Source organism: Rhizobium sp. BK379 (genome assembly GCF_014193955.1).
Taxonomy (GTDB): domain Bacteria; phylum Pseudomonadota; class Alphaproteobacteria; order Rhizobiales; family Rhizobiaceae; genus Rhizobium.
Genome location: NZ_JACIAD010000001.1, coordinates 981,293 through 1,004,615, shown reverse-complemented (window position 1 = coordinate 1,004,615; position 23,323 = coordinate 981,293). Strand labels below are relative to the sequence as shown.

The following is a 23,323-nucleotide window of genomic DNA, read 5'->3' as shown; positions in this document are numbered from 1 at the left end:
GTCTCGATCCATGGCCAACCATCCGCTATCCAGGAGTGACTGTTCTTCCGTCCCATCAAGATCACCGCGTTGGCCGGGATTTGTAACTATACGAAGGTCGAGAAAGCGGTAGATGAAGAGGTGAGTACAAAGTTCGGTGAACCCAACGTGATCGGCGCGGGATCTGCCCGCGCCGGACTTGCGGATGCCTATCGCCGTTCGGCCTCCATGGTCGCCGGCCGGAACATCCGGGCGAAGAAAGCCTTGTCGGGCAGGCGGCGAAGCAGGGCGGCGATGGCCGCGCAGGCCGCAACCGCGAAGACGAGCCGGCCGGTCAGGACGCCGTTGAGGTCGGCGCCGAGCGACATCACCACGATCGTGTCCTCGATGACGCTATGGGCAAAACCCATGAACACGCAGGAGAGAAAGATCTGGCGCGGCGAGATCGCCCCCGATTGCGCCTCGCGGATCAGCAGGCCGGCGCCGTAGGAAATGCCGAGGAACAGGCCGATCGCCGTCAGCTGTCCGGCCTCGCCGCGGATGCCGGCAAGGCGAAGCACGGGCGAAAGCGCCTTCATCATCCATTCCATGAGCCCGGTCACCTTGAGGATCTCGAGCGTCCAGGAGAGGGTAAGCAGGATGACGAGCATCCACATCATGGTCTCGGCAAGACCCCAGAGGTAATCGCCCCAGCCGGGTGTCGCGCCCATCGGCAGCCAGACGGGATCGACCGGCGCCGACAGCCAGCCCGTCGCCGAGAGAACATGGTGCAGCATGAAGGCGTAGAGCAGGCCGCCCGCTATGCGCAGCACCGTGGTCGCGATCATGCCCGGGCCGGCTTTCTGGATGATCTTCTGCTCGATCGGCAGGCCGTGCGCAAACAGGATCAGGGCCGAGAAGACCGTGACGTCGGCGACGCTGAGCGAGGATGCGGGAACGAGGGTGAAGACGAGCGGGACGGCGCCCCAGATCCCGACCAGCATGCCCGTCAGCCAGGCAAGGCCCAGTTCCGGCGGAAGCCCGATCAAGTTCATGACCGGCGCGAAGGCGGGTGCTGCCGCCTTGACCAGACCCATCCGCGACAGGATCTCGGTCAGGATTGCGATCGGAACGGTGATGCGGACAAGCACCCAGTAGATGGCGAGTGTCTGGCTGGTATTGCGCTTCACGAAGGATAGGAACGACATCGGAGACCCCTTTTGTGGTGCCCCAATCTGCTAGACCCGTTCGCTTCGAATTTGCGGTCAAAGATTGCAGCGCCTTGCAATTTTATTGCAAATGCCAGTTCGGCCGCTATGCTCCGGGAATGGATCGTATCGACCGCAAACTCCTGAACCTGATGCAGCGCGACGCATCGCGCACGAATATCGACATGGCCGACGAGGTGGGTCTTGCCCCCTCCAGCTGCCTGCGCCGCGTGCAGCGTCTGCGCAAATCGGGTGTCATCGACCGCATCGTCGCGATCCTCAATCCGGCAAAGGCCGGACGCGGGATCAAGGCCCTGGTGACGGTGGAACTGAAGCTGCATGGCGAGACGCATATGCGCCGCTTTCTCGATATTGCGGTCGCCGAGGAGGCGGTCTCGCAAGCCTATTCCGTCACGGGCGAAACCGATGTCGTGCTGATGCTGCGCCTGCGCGACATGGAGGAATTCGATACGCTGTGCGAACGGCTTTTCCGCGATGAAAACAATGTCGCCCGCTATTTCACCATGATCGTCATCCGCACGGCGAAGGAGGAAACCGCCATCCGGCTCTGATCGGCTTGCCGCTCGCCGGCGAGGGCCGGCCGGAGGCAGCCACCCCTTGCAAAATCAAGCCGCTGCACACAGTTGATGGGTTCCTGCGCCGGAACTTTCCCGGCGCGTAATCTCGCGTGACGGGAGAAGAATGCAGCAGCGTATCAAGACCTGGCTGAACCAGTATGAGCCGATGACGCTCATCACCTTCGCATGCATCGCGGGCGGCCTTTTCCTGCTGCAGCGGCTGACGAGCGAGGTGCTGGAGGGCGAAACGCTCGGCTTCGACCGGACGATCCTGTTGTGGCTGCGCCAGCCGGGCGATCTCAGCCTGCCGATCGGCCCGTCATGGCTCACCCACGCGATGGGCGACATTACCAGCCTCGGCGGCGTGACCGTGCTGACGATCCTCACCGCGCTTGCGACCGTCTATCTGCTGCTCGACCGCAAGACCGGGATCGCCGTCTTCCTGTTTCTCTCGGTCCTGTCGGGCTGGCTCGCCAGCACGGCGCTCAAGATCATCGTCGCCCGCGCCAGGCCCGATATCGTCCCGCATCTCGTCGATGTCAGCGACATGAGCTTCCCGAGCGGCCATGCGATGGTCTCCGCCGTCACCTATCTGACGCTCGGCGCGCTGCTCGCCCGCACGCAGCGTTACCGCGCCACACGCATCTTCGTCATGGCGGCCGGCATCTTCCTCGCCGTCATCATCGGCCTCAGCCGCATCTATCTCGGCGTTCACTACCCGACGGACGTGCTCGCCGGCTGGGTCGCCGGCGCACTCTGGGCGCTCGGCTGCTGGCTGGTCTCGAAGCGGTTTATCGCGAGGACGGCAGATGAGGTGCAGAGCGAGCGGGGGTGATGGCACTCGGCCGATGGATATGCATCGGGACGGGTGAGGGCGGCTGGGTCCGGCAGGCGATGGCGCGGCCCAAATATCGCGGCTGTACCGAGCGGCCGTAAAGTGGAACTCAAAAGAGCATTCGGCTCCCTTTTGGCGAGCGGCCCCCCATCCTCCCTCATTCCTGTGCTTGTCACAGGAATCCAGCAGCCGCGTGTCCACGCGGCGGGAGACTCCGATCCGGCAACAAAGCTACAATCCCATCAGATGCCAGGAAATATCCTCCCATTCGGGATTGTTCTGCTCGATGAGGTTCAGCTTCCATTGCCGCGGCCACTTCTTGATCGTCTTCTCTCGCGTGATCGCCGTCGTCAGCAGGTCGTATTCCTCGAACCAGACCAGCGTCTTCACCCCATAACGTGAGGTGAAACCCGGCGTCAGTTCGTTCTGGTGCTCGAACAGACGACCAGCGATATCACGCGTTACGCCGGTATAAAGCGTGCCGTTTCTTTTCGACGCGAGGATGTAGACATAACCCTTCATGGTTGAAGGATGGCGTATTCCGCTGCTGTTTTTCAAGAGTCTTTTCGGCTTGCAGACGCAAGCCGGCTGGATTCCTGTGACAAGCACAGGAATGAGGGAGCTTGGGGGCGTGCCGCGCAACTCCAAAGAAAGCTTCGAAGCCTTGGTCTGACCAAACCGTCACCAGCGCCAGTCTCATCCCTGCTGCGCAGGAAAAACAAGCGTAACGCCAAGGCCTGGATGGCGGTCGGTCAGCGTGATGCGGGCGGCGTGCAGGTCGGCGATCGCCTTGACGAGGCTGAGGCCCAGGCCGCTGCCCGATGTCGTGCGGCTCTTGTCGAGGCGGTAGAGGCGGCGGAAGACGAGTTCGCGCTCGGCTTCGGGAATGCCGGGGCCGTCATCGGAAATACCGGCCGCAAAGCCGTCATCGCCGGCCTGCAGGGCAAGGGTGATCCTGGTCGTCGGCGGGCAATGGTTGATGGCGTTTTCCACGAGGTTGACGAAGAGCTGGGTCAGCAGTTCGCGGTCGCCATTGACCATGCAGGGGGAGGCGGGTCTGGCGGCGAAGTCAAGCGACTGGCCGTTATCCTCCGCAACGCCGCAGTAGATTTCCGCAACCGAAGCCATGATGTCGCTGATGTCGACCGGGCGGAAGCGCGCCTTGCGGGCGCCGGCCTCGATCTGCGAGATGCGCAGCAGCGCCTCGAAGGTGGCATTGATGCGGTCGCTTTCCTCGCGGGCGTCGATCAGCAGCGGCCGGACATCCTCGCCGCGCCCGCCCTGTTCGATCGCCTGCTCGACGGTCATCTTCAGGCGGTTGAGCGGCGTCTTCAGGTCATGGGCGATATCGGCGCTGACCTGCCGCATGCCTTCGACGAGGGCCGACAGCCGGTCCAGCGCCTGGTTCATATGGGCGGCGACGACATCGATATCGTCGCCATTGCCTTCGAGCGGAATGCGCCGCGCAAGATCGCCGGCCGAAACGTCGCTCATCGCCCGCTCGATGCCGTCGAGCCGGCGCTGGGCGCGGGCGGCGAGAAAGGCGCCGCCGCCGCAGGCGAGGAGCACGATGCCGCCGGTCGCCCAGCCGAAACTCATCAGCGCGATCCGTTCCAGATCCTCGGTTTCGGCAAAGCTCTCGCCGACGATCAGCCGGTTGCCGCCGACGGTGCCCGCCAGGATGCGGATGCGATCATCGCCCTTCTGGCCGATGTCGCCGGACTCGATGGTCGAAAGGCCGTCTTGCGCCGCAAAGGGCGAGACATTGCCGGCAAGCCGCTTACCCTTGTCGCCCGAAAGCAGGAAAATGCTGTCCTCGGCATTGTTGAGGCGGGCATAGGCTGCGACAGCGGCGACGAGGTCTTCGATATCGGCCGGTGAATAGGTGGAGGCGACGACCGAATAGGTCTCGCGCACGGAATCGTCGAGCGCCTGGGCCAGATCGCGCTTCAGGAGCTGGTAGGTGATGATGCCGGCTACCAGAAAGGCCAGGATGAAGAGCAGGCCGAAGGCGAGCGCCAGCCGGAAGGGCGTACTGCGCAGCAGCCTGGAGCTTTTCCCGGAAACGGCTTTTTGTTTCAGCATCGGATTGTCCGAAAACCGCTGCACACCTTTCGGTCCGATGCTTTTTGCTTCAGCATCGGATTATCCGAAAATCGCTCCACACTTTTCGGTCCGATGCTCTAGCGCGGCGCATGTAGGCTGTAGCCGGTATTGCGCACGGTATGAAGCAGCGGAATGTCGAAAGGCTTGTCGATCTTGGCGCGCAGCCGGCTGACATGGGTTTCGACGACGCTGGTCTTCGGGTCGAAATGGAAATCCCAGACGCGTTCGAGCAGCATGGTGCGGGTCAGCACCCGGCCTTCGCCGCGCATCAGCACTTCGAGCAGGGTGAATTCGCGTGGCTGCAGCTCGATCGCCTGGCCCTGCCGGGTCACCTGCCGGCGCACCAGGTCGAGTTCGAGATCGGCCACGCGCAGCACCGTCTTCTGGTCCTGCACGGGCGGGCGGCGCGCCAGCGCGTTGACGCGGGCGAGCAGTTCGGAAAAGGCGAAGGGCTTGGTGAGGTAATCGTCGCCGCCGGCCTCCAGCCCTTCGACGCGGTCGTCGACGCCGCTGACGGATGTGAGGAAAATCGCCGGCGTGCCGATCCTTGCGGCGCGCACCGCCTTGATCAGCGACAGCCCGTCGAGGCCAGGCACCATCCTGTCGACGACAAGCACGTCATATGGCTCCCGTGTCGCCTGGAAAAGTGCGTCGCGCCCGTCGTCGATGACGTCGCAGACGTGGCCCGCCTCGATCATGCCGCGAGCGACAAAATCGGCCGTCCTTTGATCGTCCTCGACGACGAGAATGCGCATGGTCTGTCCAAACCTTTCACGATCGGAAGATTACTCTCACGCCGCACAATTCGCGCAGAATTGTGTCCGCCACCTTATCGAATTCTTACGGATTCGTAAGCAGGCGGGATCGATCCGATCCCGGCTTTTCCGGCAGCCGACCTTTCTTACGAAACCGTATCTTCCCGGCAAAGGCCGTGTATGGGCCGTCGGCTAGAAGTTCGGACAGGGTGGCGGAAAACGTGAAGCCACCGTTGTTCAAGCAGGCGGCGCCGGTCGCCGCATTCAAGGAGATATCCCATGAAGACGCCCCCCACGACACGTCTCGATGCCTTCGTCATCGCCATCTGCGGTCTGATGGCCGTCACCATGCCCGCCCATGCCGCGACCGTGCCCTGCGAGGACATGCTGAGGGACATGCGGGCGGCCAAGGCGAAGGCCACGCTCAGCGATGCCGACATGGCCAAGGTCAACGATCTCGAAGCGAAAGCGGTCGAGCGCTGCAATGCCGATGACGACACCCGCTCGGACAAGTTCCTGACCGAAGCCATGGCGTTGATCGGCAAGTGACCCGAACGCAAGCCGCAAGGAGAGATCCAATGGCAGAAAGACGAACGGACAGGCTGGCGGACAGGCTGGCGAACATGCCTGTCGATGACATCAACCGTGTGCCGCGCGTCACCGTCGATTTCTGGCTGATCAAGCTGATGGCGGTGACGATGGGCGAGACCGCCGCCGATTATCTGGCGGTCAATATGGGCCTCGGCCTGACGGTCACCTCCATCATCATGACGGCGATCCTCATCGGCGCCATCGTGCTGCAGTTCGCCCAGCGGCGCTACGTCCCCTCGGTCTACTGGCTGGCGGTGGTGCTGATCAGCGTTGTCGGAACGCTGGTGACGGACAATCTCACCGACAATTTCGGCGTGCCGCTGCTGAGTTCGACCATCTTCTTCTCGATCGCGCTCGTCATCACCTTCATCCTGTGGAAGGCCAGGGAGGGAACGCTGTCGATCCACTCGATCTTCATGGCGCGGCGTGAAGCCTTCTACTGGCTGGTGGTGCTCTTCACCTTCGCGCTGGGGACGGCGGTCGGCGACCTGATCTCCGAAGTCTTCGGCTTCGGCTATATCACCACGGGCCTGATCTTCGGCGCCATCATCGCCGCCATCGCCTTCGCGCATTTCGCGCTCAGGCTCGACGGCATCCTGGCCTTCTGGCTCGCCTATATCTTCACCCGGCCGCTCGGCGCTTCGCTCGGCGACTATCTCTCGCAGCCATCGGACTATGGCGGCCTCGGGCTCGGCACGATCTATACGAGCCTGATGTTCCTCGCGATCATCATCTTCATCGTCATCTACATGAGCTTCAACTACGAACCCGAGATCGAAGGCAGCCCGGGAGAGCCATTGCGTTGAGGGCTGCCCGATGTGCCCGCCTCGCCCTGTCATGCGTCTGGCATGCAGGGCGAGGGGGGCGCTTACGGATTTGCAGGTTATGGAAAAGGGCAGGACAGGTCCTTGACCTACAGCCTTGGCAGGACCTGCGCCCGCCACATGCCAATCCTCCCGCCCGACAAAGCCGGTGTCTACCGAGCCATAAGTGCGATAGACATGGCTGGATTGCTGCTGGCATTCTCCTGGCCGTGGAACCGGCCAGTCCGGATCGAGACCCAGGAAAACCGAGCAGACGATGACGACGATAACTAGCATAACCTCGACAATGGCAGCCTCCTTCCTCGGCTCCTTCGTGGAAGTCGTGGAAGCCTTCACCATCATCCTTGCGGTCGGCGTCACGCAGAGCTGGCGGCCGGCCTTTATCGGCACGGGACTGGCGCTATCAGTGCTGGCGGTGCTGGTGCTGGTCTTCGGCCCGCTGCTCGGCCTTGTCCCGATCGACATCCTGCAATTTGCCATCGGCACGTTGCTGATCCTGTTCGGCATGCGGTGGCTGAGAAAGGCGATCCTGCGCGCTTCCGGCTTCATCGCGCTGCATGACGAGGCAAAGGCCTTTGCCGCCGAGACCGATGCGCTGGCCCGACAGTCCGCCGACCGGCGCGCCGATTTCCTCGCCGGCACGGCCGCCTTCAAGGCCGTGCTGCTCGAAGGTATCGAAGTGGTGTTCATCGTGATCGCCACGGGCGCGCGGCCCGGCATGCTGCCCTATGCGAGCGCCGGCGCGCTGATTGCCTGCATCGCCGTGCTCGTCATCGGCTTCCTCGTGCACAAGCCGCTGTCCGCGGTGCCGGAGAACACGCTGAAATTCACGGTCGGACTGCTGCTGACGGCTTTCGGCATCTTCTGGGTAGGCGAGGGCATCGGTGCCCCATGGCCGGGCGAGGATTTCTCGCTGATCGGCATCTTCGCCCTGCTCGCCGCCTTTTCCTTCATCGCCGTGCAGCGGCTGCGCCAATATCACGACACGCATATGGAGCCCGCCCGATGAGCATTCTCAGGATCGCCGTCAAGGAACTCATCGGCATGTTCATCGATGACGGGGCGCTGGCGCTGTTCAGCCTGCTTCTGGTGCTCGCCGTCGGCCTTGCCGTGGAAACGGCACTCATCGGCCCGGCCGCAGGCGCGGTGCTGCTCATGGTCGGGTGTCTTGTCATCCTTGCGGAAAGCGTGATGCGGGCGGCACGGCGGAAGTTTCGGCGGTGAGGGCGCAGGGATAGGCCGGGGAGGTTTGCGCCAGCAGCCCCCTCATCCGCCCTTCGGGCACCTTCTCCCCAAGGGGAGAAGGGGAAACCGGCGGCACTGTCTCTGATGTGACGACTTGATCGGATGCCGAGGCGTTGCAGCGGCACCCCTTCTCCCCGGCGGGGAGAAGGTGGCCCGAAGGGCCGGATGAGGGGGCTCCGGGCTCAACCTCACCGTCATCAGGCCTGGCAAGCGAGATTGGGGAGCGCCTCCCCAATCAAGCGCCGGGCATCACTCCCCCGAGGACCGCATTGTCTCGACATCCACGCCATGCGTGTCGAACCACCATTCCGGTGACTTGTCGGGATGCTTGTGGCGAAGCCGCTCGTACTTTTCGACAAGCCGGCTCTGCCGCTCCACCTCCTCACGGAAGAAGGGATGGTCGAGCATTCCGCCAACGGCATGCAGGCGCCGCAGGAGCTTGCGCAGAACATAGCCGTGCTCCTTGCCGCCGGGACGGTAGCCGCTATCGATGATCGTCATGATCGCGGTTTTGAGCCTGTCGGCGACGGTCCCGGGCGGGGTGCCGTTGACGATCATGTCCAGCCGCTCGGCGCCGAAGCCGACGTCGATGCAGGTTCCCAACGGATTGACGATATTGCCGATCTCGATCCCGTCCTTATAGAACTCCGTGCAGTATCCGCTGATGCTGCCGTCGCTCCATATGCATTCGGGATCGGGAATGATCGGCACGCGGCCGCGATAGAGCGGCGTCCATTCCTTCAGCCCGTCGGGATGGATGGTGACATGGTCGGGCGCGAGCCCGAGCAGCCCAAGGAAATCCAGCCAGAAATCGATCGCTTCGCCGACCGTCATCTGACGGAAGGAGAATAGTCCGAGCATGGTGAAGTGCAGGAAATGCGTGCCATCGCCGATCTCATCGAGGTCGCCCATGCGCAGACAGGCCTGGCTGTTTGCGACGGTTCCCTTGTGGGACGGATCGGAGAAGAGGGGCTTGTACTGCTGCATACCGGCGCTGCAGAAGAGCGTGGTATCGTCGTGCGGCCGTACGGATCGAATGCATGCGTAGTCGATGCCTTTGGAAAGGCAGTAGTCACGATAGTCCTGGATCAGGCGTCCCGCGGTGTCATAGGCAACCTCCTTTGTTCAAGTGCCCGCAGCAAAGATAGAAAAAGCGCGCCTTGATTGCAAGAAGATCGCCCGGCTGGCTTTGCGCCACCGGCGGGCCCTGCCGGCACCGAGCGAAGCTCTGTCGGTCAGGGCAGGGTAGCATGCATCGGGGAAAGGGCGCTCGCTACCTTCTTCTCTCCCGCGCTGCCGCAATCAGCATCGGTGCCGCCGCGCTCACCAGCGAGCCGAAGGGCAGCTGCTGCAGTGCCTTGCCGACGAGGAAGGCTGCGGCCATGGCGCCCGACAGTTTCAGCCAGGGGTAATCGCCGAGCTGTGCATGGGCGCTGGCATCGGCCCAGCGCAGGTTCTGCTCGACCACGGTGCCCGCCTGATGGCGAACGATATGCAGCCGGGCGCGCAGATTGTTGATCTCGTAACGCACATCCTCGATCTGCCGCTCGAGCTCCTCGCGTGCTGCCGCGCGCTCGATATCGACGATGACTTCCTCGACCGGCGCATCTTCGGCAACCGCATCGAGATAGGCCTTGTATTCGGCCTCGCTCGCAAAACCCTCGGCGTTTGCGTGCTGATCGGTCTTTTCCTGTTCGGGGGTCTTTTCACGTTCGGGGGCTAGCATCGGCTCGCTCGCGTCCCTGAGCTCGTCCATGCCTTCGATGGCGTCCCTGCCTGTCGTGCTCGCCATTTCGGTCTCCTTCTTGCTGACGGAGTTCAAACGTTCGAGGCGGAAAAAGGATGCATGGGCGGAGGGGATCGATTGCCGGCGCAGTGCGCCGACAGAACCGATTGATCCCTGACGGATCGAACCAGGCTGCCTGGTCAGGACTGAACGAGGATCACCAGGGTCTCGGGCAATACGCCGTCATATTCCATTGCCTCCGCCGCCTGCCTGCTCTTCATGAATTCCGCCAGCCGGCCCATGTCGGCAACGTCCATGACGAGGCCAACCTTGTTGGACGATTGCGGATCGACGAAGGTGCGAATGTTCGTGCAGCCGATCGGTTCGAAAACTTGCTTGCGACGGGGTGAGGCGAGCCAGTGTTTGACGTCCTTGACGTCGTGATGAGCCAGGATGGTCGGCATTGCGTCCTCCTCTTGCTGCTCCTGATATCAGGGCCGGAGAAACTTTACGCCTCGGACAAGCACGTGGATATCACCCGCATGGGTGGGCGCATTTCTTTTGTGGTCGCCGTGAGGGGGCTGGACTACCAGCCGCGGGCATTTATGGTGCACCGTCATCAAGGGGCGGGGGATTGGCATGAAGTGGATTTCGCTGGCCGGGACATTGCTTTCGGCCTGCCTCGCGGTGGTGCCTGCAAAGGCGAGCGAGCTGCTCGATATCATGAACGGTACGTTGAATGCAGCGGCTGAACCACAGGTGATGGAGGATGGCAGGACTGGGGGCTGCAGCTATACGTTTGTCGCGATCACGAGGGATCATGTCTATCGGTCAGGACAGTATCTTCGGGTGACCGGCTCTCTCGATCTGCTCAAAACCCGTTTCTTCGTGAAGACGCCTGGCGTAGCTTCCCTCTGGAGTATTGCGTTGACCCTTATCGTCGATGAGGCCTGGATGGGAGAGGATGGCGAGATCCATTTCACGCCATCGGCGCCTTCGCAGGCCTATCTTATCGGGGCGGGTACGGAGAGCCACCCGGACAAGCGCTCGGAACCATATGGCACCAGGGTGCCCGTTAGCGCGTCGATGCTCCTCGAAACCGACCCGGCGCTGAAAATCCTCATGGAAGCGACGAGTTCCTCTCACGCGATCAGTGTTGCCTTCAACCAGTTTTACGGGGACAGGATGATCACCGTTCCGATCGAGCTCGACGTGACGGACGTCAAGTCGAACGGGGAACGGGTGCGCTCGAAGGATACGGCCATCGATTTTCAACTGTGCCTGGCCGACCTCAGCAACGATTTTCCGGTGCCGCTGAAAGCGAAGTGAGGCTGCCGGTATTGTTTCCGGTGCCGGCGACGTGACTGCCACCGGCGACGACTCGCGGGTTCTCAGAAGACCAACGTGTTCCTGGTTGCCGGCCCGCCATAACACCGATGCCTTTGCATCCCTGGCCGATACAGTGGTAAGAGCCACCCATGACCCTATCAACAGAGCTAGACTGTCAGGCCTGCGGCGCGTGCTGTTCCTATTCGAGCGAATGGCCGAGGTTCACGACTGAGAGCGAAGAGGACCTCGATCTGCTGCCGGCGCATTTCGTTTCGGCAGATCAGACCGGCATGCGCTGTGATGGAGAGCGTTGCTCTGCGCTCTCGGGCACCGTCGGTTCGCAAGTATCATGCGTGATCTACGGCCTCAGGCCGGACGTCTGCCGCACATGCCTTCCCGGCGATGACGCCTGTTCGACGGCGCGTAAGGCCTTCGGGCTGGCGTAGCCGTTTTGGGCGAACCTTGTTTCAGGGGAACCTGATCTCGCCACGGCAAACGCAGGTCACTCCTATCAGAACATGGCTTCCTTCTGGTGCCGCACCGCAAGGATCGTCACCGTCTTCTCGTCAAGGCGGTAGCGGGCCACATATCCGCTGTCTCCGAAATCGATGAGCCATTCGCGGTAATGCTCGGGTAGGTCCTCAATGAGGCGGCCTTTATGCGGATGCAGGCCGAGTGTTCTGACCGCTGCAATGATCGTCTCACCCGCCCGCTTCGCGGCCAACGGGTTTTTCGATGCCAGGAAATCCCGCAGCCGCTGAAGGTCTCGGATGGCTGCCGGCGAGAAGATTACTTGTGGCATTCGGGTGCGGGCAGCTCGTCGTCAGTTCCCCAGCTGGAAAGCCATTTCTCGACCTCGTCGCCTGTGACGTGGAGCCCGGTTGCCTGAAATTCATCCCAGGCGTCGAGTGTCTGCCGTCGCAAAGCCTCGCGCTTTTCCTCGCGCTCGACATATTGCGCGATGGCTTCCCGCATGATCCAGTGGGAGGAGCGGCGGCGGGCTTCGGCCAGATGCTGGACGCGGCTCTTCAGCTCGTCATCGAGCTTCAGCGAGGTCGGCGATGCCACAGGAGCCTCCTTAGTCAAAGGTAATACCTTACGCTAATCTAGGCTCTGCGCGCGCAAAAGTCGATCACAATATCTGTGCCGCAAGATTTTGGAGACGATTGAACCCGGGTTCAAAACACTCCGGTACCAGGCCGCGGATTTGAATTTGATCGCGCCGTGCCGGGCCTCGACGCCATCTGCCGCTCGGTCCGGCTCGCACTCAGTCCAGGAGATCGGCCGGCACCTTGCCGCCGTTTTCCGACAGTTTCTTCATCAGCGCCTTGTGGAGGAACGTGTTCATTTTCGCGCTGTCGCCGGTATCGCCGGTGTAGCCGAGTTCGCCGGCCAGTTCCTTGCGCTCCGCCATGCTCGCATCCATTCCGAGCGCCTTCATGAGATCGACGATCGAATGGCGCCAGTCGAGCTTCTGGCCGGATTTTTTCACGGCCGCGTTCAGCATCTGCTCGATATCGACAGGCTGCGCCTTGGTCGGGGCAGGTGAGGGATTGGTGGTCGGCGCCGGCGAGGGGGCAGCGGGCGCGGCCGAAGCCGGTGCGCTTGCCGTGGGTGCCGCGCTGGCGGGGGCTGTGGGTGCTGCGCTGGCAGGGGTGGTGGGCGCCTGTGTGGGCGCTGCGGCCTCGGTGGCTTGTGCCTCGCCGAAAATGGCGCGCTTGATGCGGTTGAGAATGCTCATGGGAAACCCTCCTCCGGTGGTGAAGATGGGGAAACGCCGCTGGGTGGCCAGGTGTTCCGCGCGGTGATGTCGTTCTGAGGCTCAATCGTTCGAAAGGCCCCGGTTCTCACGCCAGAACCTTGTCCAGCCAGTTGAATACCCGCAGATCCCTCAGCCCGTATCCGCCCGGCTCGCAATGCAGATCGGCCCCGTCGGATACCGCAAAGGCGGCCATCGTCTTCGGCCCCGTCAGCATCGTGTAGAGCTTTTGCGATTGCCCCGGCCAGAAGGCCTCGTTGGCGGGCTCGGTAATCAGCATCGGGCAGGTGATCCTGCCAGCCACATCATCCAGCCGGTAAGCCATGGTCGCCTTGAAGGCGTCGAAATAGGAGCTGGCGCCATAGGGTCGCATGCGGAAGGCAAGCGCGTTCTTCGTCGCCGGGTCCAGCATCTTGGCCATATAGCCGTCGAACTCCTCCTTCCTGCCGGCGTTCAGCAGCGCCAGCATCGGCGGCGGCAGGCTGGCCGTCCAGGAGGCGGAGACGTCGGTCACGCCGGGATCGGCGATCGCAGCGGCGATGCGTTTTTCGAAGGCGACGGCGCGCGGCACCCAATAGCCACCCTGGCTGATGCCCTGGATCGCAATGCGCGCGGGATCGACACCCTGCAGCGTCAGCGCGAAATCGACGACCGGGGTTACCACATGCTCGAAATCCGGGCGGAAGGGCATGCCCTGTTTCCAGAGCGCATAACCCTGGCCCGGCCCGTCGAAGGTCAGGCAATCATAGCCGCGCGCGGTGCCGCCGGCCGCTCCCATCATCCACATGTCGAGAGCCGAGCCATCGCTGCCATTGACGAGGATCAGCAGCGGGCGCTTCTGCGCAGTGCCCCTGCCGCGGAAATAGAAGCCGCGCAGCGCCGTATTCTCATAGGGAATGCTCACCTCTTCGATCGGCGGATCGAAGAGCGGGAGCGATTTCAGCCAGCAATCGTCCATCTTCTGCCAGGCGGCGGTGATCTTCGTCGGATCGCCGGTGCCATCGGCGAAGTATGTGGCGCTGTCATAATAATTCTGCGCCCAGAGCAGTGCCTGCCGGGCGCTTTCCTTGTGGCGGCCGGAGAGCGAATCCTGCGCAATCGTCAGCGCCTCGTCGCCGGCTGATATCATGGCGCTGTAGGCGCTGTCGAAATTGCCGTCCTCGATCTGGCGGGTGAGATAGAGAACCTTGCCGACATTGCCGCCCTGGTGATAGGCGCGCCCGAGACTGGTCAGGAGCACATATTCGAAGGCGGAATTCTTGAAGAAATAGCTCGCCTGATGCGCTGCCATCGGCGTCGTCGGCAGGTTTTCCGCAGGCTTGTTCCCGGCCGGAGGCTTGGCGGCCTGGTCCGGCACTTCGGTCGCCTGCGCAGTCATTCCCGCCCCGAAACCTGCGGCAACCATGCCGATGCCGAACTGTTTTCTTGTCAGCTTCATTCTATCCCCCTCCGGATACTTGGCCCACAGACTATTGCTTGAGGATTTTACTTTAGCATTGTTGCGGAGACGCGTCAGGAAGGGTGCGCGATGGAGAAATACTCGCGTGGCGATGCGGTGCTTGCGTCGTGGCGGCGGATCCGGAGTGAGTGCCGGGGTCTTGTCAAACGACTGACAAGGCGAGCCCGGAGCCCCCTCATCCGCCCTTCGGGCACCTTCTCCCCGCCGGGGAGAAGGGGGCAGCCGCCATATCCGGCGAAGTAACGTCTGATGGGAAGGAAGACCTTGCCGCGATACCCCTTCTACCCCGCGGGGAGAAGGTGCCCGAAGGGCGGATGAGGGGGCTCCTGGCGCCTACCGCACCCGCCATCTTCCTCCCCGCCGGGGAGAAGGGGGCAGCCGCAATGTCCGGAGAAGTACGTTTGATCGGAAGCGAGGCCTTGCCCCGACACCCCTTCTACCCCTTGGGGAGAAGGTGCCCGAAGGGCGGATGAGGGGGCTCCGGGCGCCTACCGCACCCGTCATCTCCCATCACGAAAACTCGCCCGCCCGCGGCCCGGCCAGCGTCACGCGCCAGGTCGTTCGTGCGCGAAAATCCTGCGTCGCCAGAAACGTATAGGGCGTCGCCCGCCAGGGCTTCACGGCATTGTTGAGATTGTCGAGCACGTAATCGCCGTCGTCCAGGCGGGCGATCAGCACGACGTGGTTTTCGTCGTGCGGGCCGATCACCACCGAGAGCGCCAGGCGGCTTGCCGGAAATCCGGCGTCGATGAGATCCTTCATCTTCTGCAGGGCGTAATCCTCGCAGTCGCCCCGGCCGCCGACGGGCAGGGTCCAGGCATCGCCGTTTCCTGAGATGGAGCTGTCCTCCGTCGAGCGGACGCGCAGGTTTACCGCGCGGGTGACCTTGCGCAGAAGCGGCATGCCCGCCTGCTCGGCCGGCCCGCGGGCGCGTCGTGCGGCGGATGTCTCATGGCAAAGCCAGCGATAGCTCGCGCAGGCAGAGGCAAAGCCTACCGGCGCGCCGATATTCCTGCCGACCGGCAGAGGCTGTCCGGCAAAGGCCTGAAACTGCGCGGGAAAGAACACAAGTGAAACAAGGCAAAAAATCCATCGCATGAATCACCCCTCTATTGTCGGCGGGGAAGGTAACACAGTTTATACTAAAACTTTAATAAAATTTATTACTTGTGTAATTAACTATAGCTTAAGAACCTGTGCCATTATCCACAGTTTATTCTTGGAATTAACGGTCTGCTAATATAAGAATTCCCGCAGTTAACGATTTGTTAACTTTGGGAGAGAGAAGATGATCCGTAAAGCAGCGAAGTATAGCGTCGCCGTTGCTTACCTTTTGGCAAGCAGCAGCCTCACAATGGCCGCGCCAGCAGTCGTCAACTGCGCCACGGCAGCGCCGGGTACCATTGAGGCCAGACTGTGCCTGCCGACGAAATCCATCCGCAAGGACGATGACAGCCGCACGGTCAATGACGACAGCAGCGGCAACAGTTTCGGCGGCCGCTCCGGCAACCGCTCCGACCCTGGCAAGCAGGCATCGAGCCAGAGCTCTTCCGGCAATCAGAACACCGGCAGCAATGACGGAAATGGCAATCCAGGCGGCTCCGGCCCCGGTGAAGGCCCCGGCGATGGCCCTGGTGACGGCCCCGGCGATGGTCCCGGTGACGGCCCCGGCGATAACGGCGGTGATCACGGTCACCACGGCGGCAAGGATCATCACCACCATGGCGGCAGGGATCACGATCACCATGGCGGCAGGGACCATGACCACCACGGTGGCAAGGACCGTGACCATCATGGCGGCAAGGACCGTGACCACCACGGTGGCAAGGACCGTGACCATCATGGCGGCAAGGACCGTGACCACCATGGCGGCAAGGACCGTGACCACCATGGCGGCAAGGATCGCGACCATCACGACGGTAAGGACCGTGACCATCACGACGGTAAGGATCGCGACCACCACGATGGCAGAGATCGCAACGACCGTGGCGACAAGGGCGGCAACGACCGTGGCGACAAGGGCGGCAATGACCGCGGCGACAAGGGCGGAAACGACCGTGGCGACAAGGGCGGCAATGGCCGCGGCGACAAGGGTGGCAACGACCGTGGCGACAAGGGCGGCAACGACCGTGGCGACAAGGGCGGCAACGACCGTGGCGACAAGGGCGGCAACGACCGTGGCGACAAGGGCGGCAACGACCGCGGCGACAAGGGCGGCAACGACCGTGGCGACAAGGGCGGCAACGACCGTGGCGACAAGGGCGGCAACGACCGTGGCGACAAGGGCGGAAACGACCGCGGCGACAAGGGCGGCAACGACCGCAACGACAAGGGCGGCAACGACCGCGGCGACAAGGGCGGCAACGACCGCAACGACAAGGGCGGCAACGACCGTGGCGACAAGGGCGGCAACGACCGTGGCGACAAGGGCGGCAACGACCGTGGCGACAAGGGCGGCAACGACCGCAACGACAAGGGCGGCAACGACCGTGGCGACAAGGGCGGAAACGACCGCAACGATAAGAGCGGCAACAGCGGCTCGAGCAACAGCGGTTCCGGCAGCAGCGGCAAAAGCGGCTCGGGCAACGGTGGTTCCGGCAGCAGTGGCAACAGCGGCTCGGGCAACAGTGGTTCCGGCAGCAGCGGTAACAGTGGCTCGGGCAATAGTGGTTCCGGCAGCAGCGGCAACAGCGGCTCGGGCAACAGCGGCTCCGGCAGCAGCGGCAACAGCGGCTCGGGCAACAGTGGCTCCGGCAGCAGCGGCAACAGCGGCTCGGGCAACAGTGGTTCCGGCAGCAGCGGCAACAGCGGTTCGGGCAACAGTGGTTCCGGCAACAGCGGCAACGGTGGCTCAGGCAACAATGGCGGCAACGGCGGCTCGGGCAACAATGGCAACAACGGCGGCTCGGGCAACAACGGCAACAATGGCAACAACGGTGGCTCTGGCAGCAGCGGCACCGGTGGCCCCGGCAAGAGCGGCGGCCATAACTGATCCGGCATAGCGAAGCGGAGGAGGGGCTTCAGGCTACGAAGCCCTTCCTCAATGGAAATATCCGAGATGCGGCCCGGCGACGGTGTCTTCACTATTTGCCTGGCGCATTCCCTTTCCTCTCTCATTCCTGTGCCCGCGTGCTGGCGCAAAGGATGTCACAGGAATCGCAGCGTCTCTTCTGTGCAGTGATGGTTCAGATGTAGTGCGTAGGAGTTGCTGCACCCGAAAGGGGAGAGTGCTGGATCTCTGTGAGATAACCCGGGCTGGGCCGGGAACACAGAGATGAGGGGGGAGAGGGGTATTTGTGAGGGGCCGGGATCCTGCATCTGGGAGGGGGATTCCGGTTTGGGGGACGAAAGAGGGGTGCCGCAAGGTACCCCTTTTTTGTGACATTGTGCCGAGGGGTTAAGCACCTTTCGTCGCCACCATCTGACCCGCGATCTATTGCGATGATACCGGGGCGCCAACTTATGATTCCGCTCCCAAACGATCGCGATTGCCAAGCTCCGGAGGCAAGACATCAGAGGTCTTGTGGCACTCGCTCCATGATGCCGCCCTTTGTCGAGCCAACGACCGCTTCCGGACCAAAGGAGACATCCAAAGCCGTCGGCGACGCCGATCAGCCGCCGCAGGTATCGCAGCACGGAACCGATTCTACGTGATGTTACGGGTCAAGAATTGGTTCGAATGTTATGATGTTGCCGCTTGTGGGAGGCCGGCCATGACCGGTCCTGACGTTGCGCATTATCAAAGCGTTTGTACGCACCGTGGCCTGTTCAACGGCATTGATCAGGCCACAGGTGGGAGTGGGAGCAACCGCAGTGCTTCTCGGGAAGTATCGAAGACATAGGAGGCGAATATGAAACGAATTGCTGCTGCGTCACTTGCCTTTCTGACGATTGGATTTACGGCGCCGCCCATGGATACCGCAAATGCTGTCGTCTATTGTCAATATATCAGTTATCCGGCGGGCTGCGTCGTTAGACCCGGGGTGGTGCTGAGGCCGCGCCCGGTTGCTCGTGCAGCGCGTGGTACGGTGACGCAGGGAACTGCTGTAAATAAGGGTGGCCCAGTTAACCGCGTCGGTCGTCGCTAGTTGTCGGTTTCGACCCGCCAACCTCGACCGCTACCAGATCGTCCAAGCTCCGTAGGCAAGACATCAAAGGTCACCGGAATCTTGTGGCACTCGCTCCATGATGCCGCCCTTGTGGCCGCCAACGACCGCTCCGTTGCGAAGCGGTCGTTGCCGGGTCAATACTGCCGCCGTGCAGGCGGCCGGGGGGGGCTGCGCGACTGTCGTTCCCCGCCATCACACCATACCGTCGTCAGGTTTCAGAGGCTGCAGGACGATATCGGAGATCGCCGATACTCCGACCTTGAAGGCAACCTGGTATTCCGGATCCGCAACCATGTTCTTGAATGCGGAGCGGCGCGGATACTGGACCAGCACGACCGCATCCCAACCCTTTTCCTGCCCGGTCGTCAGCACAGGCAGGCCATTTCCGCCAAACAGGATTTTCGCGCCGAAGCGAGCCAGGATCGGCTTCGCCATCCGCAGGTATTCCAGATATCTTTGCTTGCCGCCATCGGGCTCGAACCGGATGAGGTTCAGCATGACGACGGCTGAATCGTCGTCTTCGGCCAGGAAGGCGTCGAACACGGCGGGTGAGAATGAAACCATCTAACTTTCCTTTGACACGGCACCGGGAGTGGGTGTGGGTGCGCCGGTCAATTGTTAGCTGGTCGCCGTGCCAGAAACTGGCAGGAACGAGCGCCAGTCGCGATCCTGTTGCTGCCACTGTTTCATGATCGACTGGCGTCGACCGGGGTAGCGCTCGTCCGAAATCGCCTTCACCTGGAGACGATCGACGCGGAAGTGGCGGAAGGCCGATCTCTGTTCGCACCAGGCCGCCAGGACACGCACGTCGTCGAAATAGACGATGGCGATCGGCCAGATGATGCGATCCGAGAGCGAGCCGTGAGCGTCTTCATAGCTGATCGCCACTTTGCGCTGTCGATGGATGGCATCGCGCAATGACGCGGCCTGCGGAGGGTCCACACGCTGGGAAACCGAGGCCGCCGCGAGGGCAGGCGGCCCATCCTTCGTCGCCGGGCCGTTCTTTTGGGCGGAAATTATCTTGGCCAGAGCGCTTTCGCTGCCTTGTGCCAGCGCAGGATCGGCGCGCTGCTGCACCCAGGCGAGGCCAAGGGTCAATGCGTCCAGCTCATCCGGCGAAAATGCGAATTCCGGCAGAAAGAAGCCTGGACCCAAAGAGTAGCCAATACCCGCCTGTCCTTCGACGGGCGCTCCCAACGACCGCAGCGTTTCAATGTCCCGGTATATGCTTCGCAGCGAAATGCCCAGCTCACGTGCCAGATCGAGGGCCGTGACGGGCCTCCTGCGTGCTCGCAGCACGCTTATAAGCTCAAACAGACGGTTCGTTCTCGACATATCCAGTTTCTTCCGAGGCCAGTCCCATGCTCTCATTCACGCATCCGACGCCCGGTCTCCAGCAAGCCGAGACCTTCTTGCGACCGGAAGCAGCCGACCCGAAGATAGTCGACCTTGAGAATTTACAAGAGACGGGACTTCAACATAGCGGCAAGAAGACCGGTTTCGAGACAGGCGGACCGAGGCTCGTCGCATCGGCATGTCTGCGATTGGCGCAAAACGGCCAAGCCAACTGGGCGGGAGATCATGGGGCGGTGGGATTTAGCGAATTGAGTTGCCGTCTAAATCGCACTTTGCGACGTAACTTAGCAGTTCGGACAGATGGTGAAGCGCATGCCAGCCGATCATTGTCTCGGCGTTTACTTCATTCCTCAAATCGGCGAGGCAATCGTCGACGTCGGTCAACATCGGTCTTGGCGCTGTTTCGATGAACGCGTCGTCGAAAAAGACTGTCCAAAAAGCGCCCCGGTTGAGCGGCACGCGGTCAAGTCCCGCAGACTTTAACCTGTCGAACAGGCGCTCCGTTAATGCCCGGATTTCAGAAATCTCGACATAATTCACGTTTTGGTTCTCGACTGACATCTTCTTCGTCTCCCACGGCTCATGCTTAAACACGCTACAAGATTTTGCGCGAGTGCATATGATGGTGGGGAGTTGGGGTGGCCGTTTGCGGCCCGAAGCGGACATCAAGCGGTAAATCGGTCGATGGCATTCACCACGTGGTACTATGAAACGCCGTCCATGCTCGGATGCCGCAGAATATCAGTGTGAAGATAATGCAGTTCGCAACGAGACCTGCCAAGGTAACGACACTGAACTCGAAAATATCTGAAGGGATCTCCATCGCCGTGCGCTGCGCCACGCTAAACATCAGCGCAATGAAGGCGAGTACGGCCGTGATAATTACAAAGCGCCTTCTCGGAGTGACCCACCAATAAACCAGGGCCACAGAAAGAGCGGTCGCAAGTATTCGAACCGGGTTCACTACCTCCGCAATTGCGATGGCGACGGCAAAAATGATCATCTGATCCCACACTTGCTTATTTTGATGATACTGCCTTCACAACTTATAGGCGTCAACACTGATCTGATGACCGCTTGTGGCGCAAAGCTGCCCACGCCGCATGCCTGCCGGTCGATGGCATTGCAAATTCGGCTTCCTGTTGTCGGAAACTCTGACAACCGAGGCCTTGGGCGGTTCATGACAGCTCTGGCCCGAACGGGCCATGCAGCGGGTGGCATGACGAGCCCGGCAAGCGGCGAAGCCTTGTTCGCCGCTGCAGTCAGGGCTCCCGTCATCCCCGGCTCAGGTCAGCCTGCCTTTCCGGGCACCGGCGTGTTGAGCAGCTGCTGCTCCCAGAGATAGGCAATGCCGCTGCCGGCGGCATGCTGCTTGAAGATGTCGGTCAGCTCGTCGGCGTGTTCGGTGCGCGCCCAGTCGCGCTGCCATTCGGCGGCCAGCGCCACCCAGGTCATCATGTTGGCGCCCGCCGCGATCATGCGCTGGATGGCCACCTCGTGAGCCTCGATCGACGTGCCGCCCGAGGCATCGGTGATGACAGTGACATCCCAGCCTTCGCCGAGCGCCTGGATGACGGGCATGGCGACGCAGATCTCGGTCCAGAGACCCGCGATGATCAGCTGCTTGCGGCCCGTTGCCTTGACCGCATCAACCACCTTCCTGTCCTCCCAGGTGTTGATGAAGGTCCGGTCGATCACCTCCTGGCCCGGGAACACATCGGTGATCTGCGGGAAGATGAGGCCGCCGCGCCCGGCGACCACGCTGGTCAGGATGGTCGGTACGCCGAAAGCCCTGGCGGCCTTTGCCAGGGCCGCCGAATTGTTGACCACCATCTGCGGGTCATGGCTGTTCAGGTTCGCGAGCTGGTAGGGCTGGTGGTCGATCAGGACGAGTACGGAATCTTCCGGGCGGAGAAGCGAAGCAAGGCCATTACGAAAGGTCATGAAGGGATCCTCTGCTGCCGTCTTGTATGAGTTCGGTCTGGATGTTTCTCGATATTGAGACAGACATGCGCTGACAGCGGCGCCGCCTGCGAGAGGGACACTGTCATTCCGGATTTCGATACGGTAGCCTCCCGTTCTGCCGAGCTGTGTCGCAAGATGGGGAACGCCAACCGTGGATATCGAAGATCTCAGGACATTCGTGGAAGTTGCCGATGCCGGCGGCGTTTCGCCCGCCGCGCGGCGGCTCGGCATTTCCAAGTCTATGGTCAGCCGCCGGCTCATCCGGCTCGAAGCCGAACTCGGCGTCCAGCTTCTGGCGCGAACGACCCGCGGTGCGGCGCTCACCGAAGCGGGGATCACCTTTCGGGACCATGCCGCCAGGGTCGGTTCCGAGATCGACGCAGCCATGGAAACGATCCTGCCTTCCGGCGATCTTCGCGGCCGGCTGCGCATTGCCGTGCCGGTTTCCTTCGGCCCCAGCCATTTCGCCCACGTGCTGGCGCAGATGGCGCAACGCCACCCGCAGCTCCACATCCATGCGTATTACAGCGATCGCTTCGTCGATCTCATCGCCGAAGGTTTCGACTGCGCGATCCGGGTCGGCTATCTGCCGGACTCGAACCTGGTCGCAAGACGCATCGGTCCGCTCTACGGAAAGCTGGTCGCAAGCCCTGATTATATCAGAAGGCACGGCTCGCCCGAGACGCCGGAGGAACTCGCCGGCCATGAGGCCCTGATGCAGGCAACGGAGGTCTGGCAGTTCATGGACGGAGAGGAGATCATCACGGTTCATCCGCGCGGGCGCTTCAAGGCCGATAACGCGCTCGCTCTCGCCGCCGCCGCCCTGGCCGGCGTCGGCATAGCGTGGATACCCGATGGCGTAACCCGCGACCATCTGGCTTCCGGCGCGCTGGTTCCGGTCATGACACGCTACCCGCCACCGCCCGCCGGCATCTACGTCATCCGTCCCTCGGGGCAGCATCCCACACGGAAGGTGCGGGTGCTGACGGACATGCTGATCGAGTGTTTCGAAGAGGCTCCGGCGCCGATGGGAGCCGCCGGGGCGGCGTGAACAGCGCTTCGAAGCGCCTTCGACCTGCGCCGGCGCAGTGGATGGCGCGCGTTCTTTCAGTTATTCTTTCCAGCGAATATCGGCTTCCTGTCCCCATTCAAGCGAGGAGATTGCAAGGATGACAGAAGGGGAGATTGGCTGGGTCACTGCCATCATCGTAGGCCTGGTTGCAGGGTGGATGGCGGACAAATTCATGCATACTCACCTGCCGTTCGGATGGGCAGCTGTCGGGATGTCAGGCGCCTTTATCCTGAATGCGATAGCCGAAAAGGCCGGCTATCACTGGGGCGGCTGGCTGACCTACTTGCTGCTCGGCTTCTTCGGGGCATGTATGCTTCTGATCCCCCTTCGTCTGTACATAGTCCGCACGCGGCTTCCCAAAACTCCGGATGAGTGGTGAGACACGGCTTCGGTTAGCGCAAATGCCGCCACCGCCGGCCCGTTGCGGACATCAAAAGGGGTTGTCTGC

29 protein-coding genes and 1 pseudogene are annotated in these 23,323 nt (G+C 62.2%); 12 read left to right on the top strand and 18 right to left on the bottom strand.

What is annotated here, in order from left to right; genetic code table 11:
* Positions 1–188 precede the first annotated feature (188 nt).
* Positions 189–1,166 carry a nucleoside recognition domain-containing protein gene (locus FHT93_RS05185; RefSeq protein WP_112543414.1) on the bottom strand — a complete coding sequence of 326 codons (978 nt, stop codon included), beginning with the start codon at positions 1,164–1,166 and terminating at the stop codon, positions 189–191.
* A gap of 119 nt (positions 1,167–1,285) precedes the next feature.
* Here FHT93_RS05185 and FHT93_RS05180 point away from each other — a divergent pair, with 119 nt between their 5' ends.
* Both FHT93_RS05180 and FHT93_RS05175 read left to right on the top strand, forming a co-directional pair.
* Entirely contained in the window at positions 1,286–1,738 is a 453-nt protein-coding gene (locus FHT93_RS05180) for an Lrp/AsnC family transcriptional regulator (protein WP_018115879.1), read from the top strand.
* A 130-nt stretch (positions 1,739–1,868) separates the two neighbouring features.
* A complete protein-coding gene (locus tag FHT93_RS05175) occupies positions 1,869–2,579 on the top strand; it encodes a phosphatase PAP2 family protein (RefSeq protein WP_183846476.1) in 711 nt (236 codons plus the stop codon).
* 231 nt (positions 2,580–2,810) lie between these two features.
* On the opposite strand, the gene FHT93_RS05170 is transcribed toward FHT93_RS05175, so the two are convergent.
* The 3 genes from FHT93_RS05170 to FHT93_RS05160 all read right to left on the bottom strand — a co-directional run bounded on the left by FHT93_RS05170 (position 2,811) and on the right by FHT93_RS05160 (position 5,440).
* Positions 2,811–3,101 carry a GIY-YIG nuclease family protein gene (locus FHT93_RS05170; RefSeq protein WP_112972761.1) on the bottom strand — a complete coding sequence of 97 codons (291 nt, stop codon included), beginning with the start codon at positions 3,099–3,101 and terminating at the stop codon, positions 2,811–2,813.
* A 174-nt stretch (positions 3,102–3,275) separates the two neighbouring features.
* Positions 3,276–4,664, bottom strand: coding sequence for a HAMP domain-containing sensor histidine kinase (locus FHT93_RS05165; protein WP_113209632.1), 1,389 nt, complete (start codon positions 4,662–4,664; stop codon positions 3,276–3,278).
* A 98-nt stretch (positions 4,665–4,762) separates the two neighbouring features.
* Complete coding sequence (locus FHT93_RS05160; RefSeq protein ID WP_112543412.1) at positions 4,763–5,440, bottom strand: response regulator transcription factor; 678 nt, start codon at positions 5,438–5,440, stop codon at positions 4,763–4,765.
* Between the two features lie 279 nt (positions 5,441–5,719).
* Between FHT93_RS05160 and FHT93_RS05155 the strand changes: the two genes are divergently transcribed.
* The 4 genes from FHT93_RS05155 (at position 5,720) to FHT93_RS05140 (ending at position 8,079) form a co-directional block, all read left to right on the top strand.
* Complete coding sequence (locus FHT93_RS05155) at positions 5,720–5,989, top strand: hypothetical protein (protein ID WP_183846474.1); 270 nt, start codon at positions 5,720–5,722, stop codon at positions 5,987–5,989.
* A 29-nt stretch (positions 5,990–6,018) separates the two neighbouring features.
* Positions 6,019–6,837, top strand: a complete 819-nt coding sequence (locus tag FHT93_RS05150; protein ID WP_246781544.1) for a hypothetical protein — start codon at positions 6,019–6,021, stop codon at positions 6,835–6,837.
* A gap of 274 nt (positions 6,838–7,111) precedes the next feature.
* The gene (locus FHT93_RS05145) at positions 7,112–7,864 is read left to right on the top strand and encodes a TMEM165/GDT1 family protein (protein ID WP_183846472.1); all 753 of its coding nucleotides are present in this window, start codon (positions 7,112–7,114) and stop codon (positions 7,862–7,864) included.
* Positions 7,861–8,079: a hypothetical protein gene (locus FHT93_RS05140; RefSeq protein ID WP_112972756.1), complete on the top strand. Its 219-nt coding sequence runs from the start codon at positions 7,861–7,863 to the stop codon at positions 8,077–8,079. The genes FHT93_RS05145 and FHT93_RS05140 overlap by 4 nt, the downstream gene beginning before the upstream one ends.
* Positions 8,080–8,105: 26 nt before the next feature.
* Here the strand turns inward: FHT93_RS05140 and FHT93_RS35995 are convergent.
* The 4 genes and pseudogenes from FHT93_RS35995 to FHT93_RS05125 form a co-directional block, all read right to left on the bottom strand.
* Positions 8,106–8,317, bottom strand: a pseudogene (locus FHT93_RS35995) (hypothetical protein); the annotation flags it as partial.
* Positions 8,318–8,349: 32 nt separating this feature from the next.
* Positions 8,350–9,192: an alanine--tRNA ligase-related protein gene (locus FHT93_RS05135; protein ID WP_183847528.1), complete on the bottom strand. Its 843-nt coding sequence runs from the start codon at positions 9,190–9,192 to the stop codon at positions 8,350–8,352.
* A gap of 181 nt (positions 9,193–9,373) precedes the next feature.
* Entirely contained in the window at positions 9,374–9,892 is a 519-nt protein-coding gene (locus FHT93_RS05130; RefSeq protein ID WP_183846470.1) for a hypothetical protein, read from the bottom strand.
* A 134-nt stretch (positions 9,893–10,026) separates the two neighbouring features.
* Positions 10,027–10,290, bottom strand: coding sequence for a hypothetical protein (locus FHT93_RS05125; RefSeq protein ID WP_018114411.1), 264 nt, complete (start codon positions 10,288–10,290; stop codon positions 10,027–10,029).
* 175 nt (positions 10,291–10,465) lie between these two features.
* Here FHT93_RS05125 and FHT93_RS05120 point away from each other — a divergent pair, with 175 nt between their 5' ends.
* Together FHT93_RS05120 and FHT93_RS05115 are read left to right on the top strand one after the other, a co-directional pair.
* Positions 10,466–11,155 (top strand): hypothetical protein, encoded by a 690-nt coding sequence (locus FHT93_RS05120; RefSeq protein ID WP_183846468.1) that lies wholly within the window; start codon positions 10,466–10,468, stop codon positions 11,153–11,155.
* Between the two features lie 149 nt (positions 11,156–11,304).
* Positions 11,305–11,601 carry a YkgJ family cysteine cluster protein gene (locus FHT93_RS05115; protein WP_018114409.1) on the top strand — a complete coding sequence of 99 codons (297 nt, stop codon included), beginning with the start codon at positions 11,305–11,307 and terminating at the stop codon, positions 11,599–11,601.
* Between the two features lie 65 nt (positions 11,602–11,666).
* Here the strand turns inward: FHT93_RS05115 and FHT93_RS05110 are convergent, their stop codons facing one another.
* From FHT93_RS05110 to FHT93_RS05090, 5 genes are all read right to left on the bottom strand, one after another.
* Positions 11,667–11,957: a type II toxin-antitoxin system RelE/ParE family toxin gene (locus tag FHT93_RS05110; protein ID WP_183846467.1), complete on the bottom strand. Its 291-nt coding sequence runs from the start codon at positions 11,955–11,957 to the stop codon at positions 11,667–11,669.
* The gene (locus FHT93_RS05105; protein ID WP_113117990.1) at positions 11,945–12,223 is read right to left on the bottom strand and encodes a CopG family ribbon-helix-helix protein; all 279 of its coding nucleotides are present in this window, start codon (positions 12,221–12,223) and stop codon (positions 11,945–11,947) included. Before FHT93_RS05105 ends, FHT93_RS05110 begins: the two co-directional genes overlap by 13 nt.
* 199 nt (positions 12,224–12,422) lie before the next feature.
* Positions 12,423–12,896, bottom strand: coding sequence for a DUF3597 domain-containing protein (locus FHT93_RS05100; RefSeq protein ID WP_183846465.1), 474 nt, complete (start codon positions 12,894–12,896; stop codon positions 12,423–12,425).
* A gap of 106 nt (positions 12,897–13,002) precedes the next feature.
* Positions 13,003–14,352 (bottom strand): prolyl oligopeptidase family serine peptidase, encoded by a 1,350-nt coding sequence (locus FHT93_RS05095; RefSeq protein ID WP_183846463.1) that lies wholly within the window; start codon positions 14,350–14,352, stop codon positions 13,003–13,005.
* 531 nt (positions 14,353–14,883) lie between these two features.
* Positions 14,884–15,471, bottom strand: coding sequence for a transglutaminase-like cysteine peptidase (locus tag FHT93_RS05090; protein WP_112543398.1), 588 nt, complete (start codon positions 15,469–15,471; stop codon positions 14,884–14,886).
* 190 nt (positions 15,472–15,661) lie between these two features.
* Between FHT93_RS05090 and FHT93_RS05085 the strand changes: the two genes are divergently transcribed.
* The gene (locus tag FHT93_RS05085) at positions 15,662–17,365 is read left to right on the top strand and encodes a hypothetical protein (protein WP_183846461.1); all 1,704 of its coding nucleotides are present in this window, start codon (positions 15,662–15,664) and stop codon (positions 17,363–17,365) included.
* An 859-nt stretch (positions 17,366–18,224) separates the two neighbouring features.
* Positions 18,225–18,461 carry a hypothetical protein gene (locus FHT93_RS35495; RefSeq protein WP_112547924.1) on the top strand — a complete coding sequence of 79 codons (237 nt, stop codon included), beginning with the start codon at positions 18,225–18,227 and terminating at the stop codon, positions 18,459–18,461.
* 213 nt (positions 18,462–18,674) lie between these two features.
* Here the strand turns inward: FHT93_RS35495 and FHT93_RS05080 are convergent, their stop codons facing one another.
* The 5 genes from FHT93_RS05080 to FHT93_RS05060 all read right to left on the bottom strand — a co-directional run bounded on the left by FHT93_RS05080 (position 18,675) and on the right by FHT93_RS05060 (position 21,782).
* Complete coding sequence (locus tag FHT93_RS05080; protein ID WP_183846459.1) at positions 18,675–19,046, bottom strand: DUF1330 domain-containing protein; 372 nt, start codon at positions 19,044–19,046, stop codon at positions 18,675–18,677.
* Between the two features lie 54 nt (positions 19,047–19,100).
* Positions 19,101–19,817, bottom strand: coding sequence for a YafY family protein (locus FHT93_RS05075; RefSeq protein ID WP_183846457.1), 717 nt, complete (start codon positions 19,815–19,817; stop codon positions 19,101–19,103).
* A 261-nt stretch (positions 19,818–20,078) separates the two neighbouring features.
* On the bottom strand, positions 20,079–20,399 hold the full coding sequence (locus FHT93_RS05070) for a hypothetical protein (protein WP_018114894.1): 321 nt from the start codon (positions 20,397–20,399) through the stop codon (positions 20,079–20,081).
* Positions 20,400–20,529: 130 nt separating this feature from the next.
* Positions 20,530–20,841, bottom strand: coding sequence for a hypothetical protein (locus FHT93_RS05065; RefSeq protein WP_018114895.1), 312 nt, complete (start codon positions 20,839–20,841; stop codon positions 20,530–20,532).
* Positions 20,842–21,128: 287 nt separating this feature from the next.
* Positions 21,129–21,782, bottom strand: coding sequence for a hydrolase (locus FHT93_RS05060; RefSeq protein ID WP_183846455.1), 654 nt, complete (start codon positions 21,780–21,782; stop codon positions 21,129–21,131).
* 172 nt (positions 21,783–21,954) lie between these two features.
* Between FHT93_RS05060 and FHT93_RS05055 the strand changes: the two genes are divergently transcribed.
* A complete protein-coding gene (locus FHT93_RS05055) occupies positions 21,955–22,854 on the top strand; it encodes a LysR family transcriptional regulator (protein WP_183846453.1) in 900 nt (299 codons plus the stop codon).
* A gap of 118 nt (positions 22,855–22,972) precedes the next feature.
* On the top strand, positions 22,973–23,254 hold the full coding sequence (locus FHT93_RS05050; protein WP_018114898.1) for a GlsB/YeaQ/YmgE family stress response membrane protein: 282 nt from the start codon (positions 22,973–22,975) through the stop codon (positions 23,252–23,254).
* Positions 23,255–23,323 lie beyond the last annotated feature (69 nt).

What these genes read in the sequence shown, in the direction of transcription:
- FHT93_RS35495 (WP_112547924.1), top strand. Translation starts at nt 18,225, where the DNA reads ATGAAACGAATTGCTGCTGCGTCACTTGCCTTTCTGACGATTGGATTT.
- FHT93_RS05085 (WP_183846461.1), top strand. Translation starts at nt 15,662, where the DNA reads ATGATCCGTAAAGCAGCGAAGTATAGCGTCGCCGTTGCTTACCTTTTG.
- FHT93_RS05145 (WP_183846472.1), top strand. Translation starts at nt 7,112, where the DNA reads ATGACGACGATAACTAGCATAACCTCGACAATGGCAGCCTCCTTCCTC.
- FHT93_RS05140 (WP_112972756.1), top strand. Translation starts at nt 7,861, where the DNA reads ATGAGCATTCTCAGGATCGCCGTCAAGGAACTCATCGGCATGTTCATC.
- FHT93_RS05180 (WP_018115879.1), top strand. Translation starts at nt 1,286, where the DNA reads ATGGATCGTATCGACCGCAAACTCCTGAACCTGATGCAGCGCGACGCA.
- FHT93_RS05060 (WP_183846455.1), bottom strand. Translation starts at nt 21,782, where the DNA reads ATGACCTTTCGTAATGGCCTTGCTTCGCTTCTCCGCCCGGAAGATTCC.
- FHT93_RS05080 (WP_183846459.1), bottom strand. Translation starts at nt 19,046, where the DNA reads ATGGTTTCATTCTCACCCGCCGTGTTCGACGCCTTCCTGGCCGAAGAC.
- FHT93_RS05075 (WP_183846457.1), bottom strand. Translation starts at nt 19,817, where the DNA reads ATGTCGAGAACGAACCGTCTGTTTGAGCTTATAAGCGTGCTGCGAGCA.
- FHT93_RS05110 (WP_183846467.1), bottom strand. Translation starts at nt 11,957, where the DNA reads ATGCCACAAGTAATCTTCTCGCCGGCAGCCATCCGAGACCTTCAGCGG.
- FHT93_RS05165 (WP_113209632.1), bottom strand. Translation starts at nt 4,664, where the DNA reads ATGCTGAAACAAAAAGCCGTTTCCGGGAAAAGCTCCAGGCTGCTGCGC.
- FHT93_RS05120 (WP_183846468.1), top strand. Translation starts at nt 10,466, where the DNA reads ATGAAGTGGATTTCGCTGGCCGGGACATTGCTTTCGGCCTGCCTCGCG.
- FHT93_RS05130 (WP_183846470.1), bottom strand. Translation starts at nt 9,892, where the DNA reads ATGGCGAGCACGACAGGCAGGGACGCCATCGAAGGCATGGACGAGCTC.
- FHT93_RS05095 (WP_183846463.1), bottom strand. Translation starts at nt 14,352, where the DNA reads ATGAAGCTGACAAGAAAACAGTTCGGCATCGGCATGGTTGCCGCAGGT.
- FHT93_RS05125 (WP_018114411.1), bottom strand. Translation starts at nt 10,290, where the DNA reads ATGCCGACCATCCTGGCTCATCACGACGTCAAGGACGTCAAACACTGG.
- FHT93_RS05090 (WP_112543398.1), bottom strand. Translation starts at nt 15,471, where the DNA reads ATGCGATGGATTTTTTGCCTTGTTTCACTTGTGTTCTTTCCCGCGCAG.
- FHT93_RS05050 (WP_018114898.1), top strand. Translation starts at nt 22,973, where the DNA reads ATGACAGAAGGGGAGATTGGCTGGGTCACTGCCATCATCGTAGGCCTG.
- FHT93_RS05150 (WP_246781544.1), top strand. Translation starts at nt 6,019, where the DNA reads ATGGCAGAAAGACGAACGGACAGGCTGGCGGACAGGCTGGCGAACATG.
- FHT93_RS05070 (WP_018114894.1), bottom strand. Translation starts at nt 20,399, where the DNA reads ATGTCAGTCGAGAACCAAAACGTGAATTATGTCGAGATTTCTGAAATC.
- FHT93_RS05065 (WP_018114895.1), bottom strand. Translation starts at nt 20,841, where the DNA reads ATGATCATTTTTGCCGTCGCCATCGCAATTGCGGAGGTAGTGAACCCG.
- FHT93_RS05170 (WP_112972761.1), bottom strand. Translation starts at nt 3,101, where the DNA reads ATGAAGGGTTATGTCTACATCCTCGCGTCGAAAAGAAACGGCACGCTT.
- FHT93_RS05160 (WP_112543412.1), bottom strand. Translation starts at nt 5,440, where the DNA reads ATGCGCATTCTCGTCGTCGAGGACGATCAAAGGACGGCCGATTTTGTC.
- FHT93_RS05155 (WP_183846474.1), top strand. Translation starts at nt 5,720, where the DNA reads ATGAAGACGCCCCCCACGACACGTCTCGATGCCTTCGTCATCGCCATC.
- FHT93_RS05100 (WP_183846465.1), bottom strand. Translation starts at nt 12,896, where the DNA reads ATGAGCATTCTCAACCGCATCAAGCGCGCCATTTTCGGCGAGGCACAA.
- FHT93_RS05175 (WP_183846476.1), top strand. Translation starts at nt 1,869, where the DNA reads ATGCAGCAGCGTATCAAGACCTGGCTGAACCAGTATGAGCCGATGACG.
- FHT93_RS05115 (WP_018114409.1), top strand. Translation starts at nt 11,305, where the DNA reads ATGACCCTATCAACAGAGCTAGACTGTCAGGCCTGCGGCGCGTGCTGT.
- FHT93_RS05185 (WP_112543414.1), bottom strand. Translation starts at nt 1,166, where the DNA reads ATGTCGTTCCTATCCTTCGTGAAGCGCAATACCAGCCAGACACTCGCC.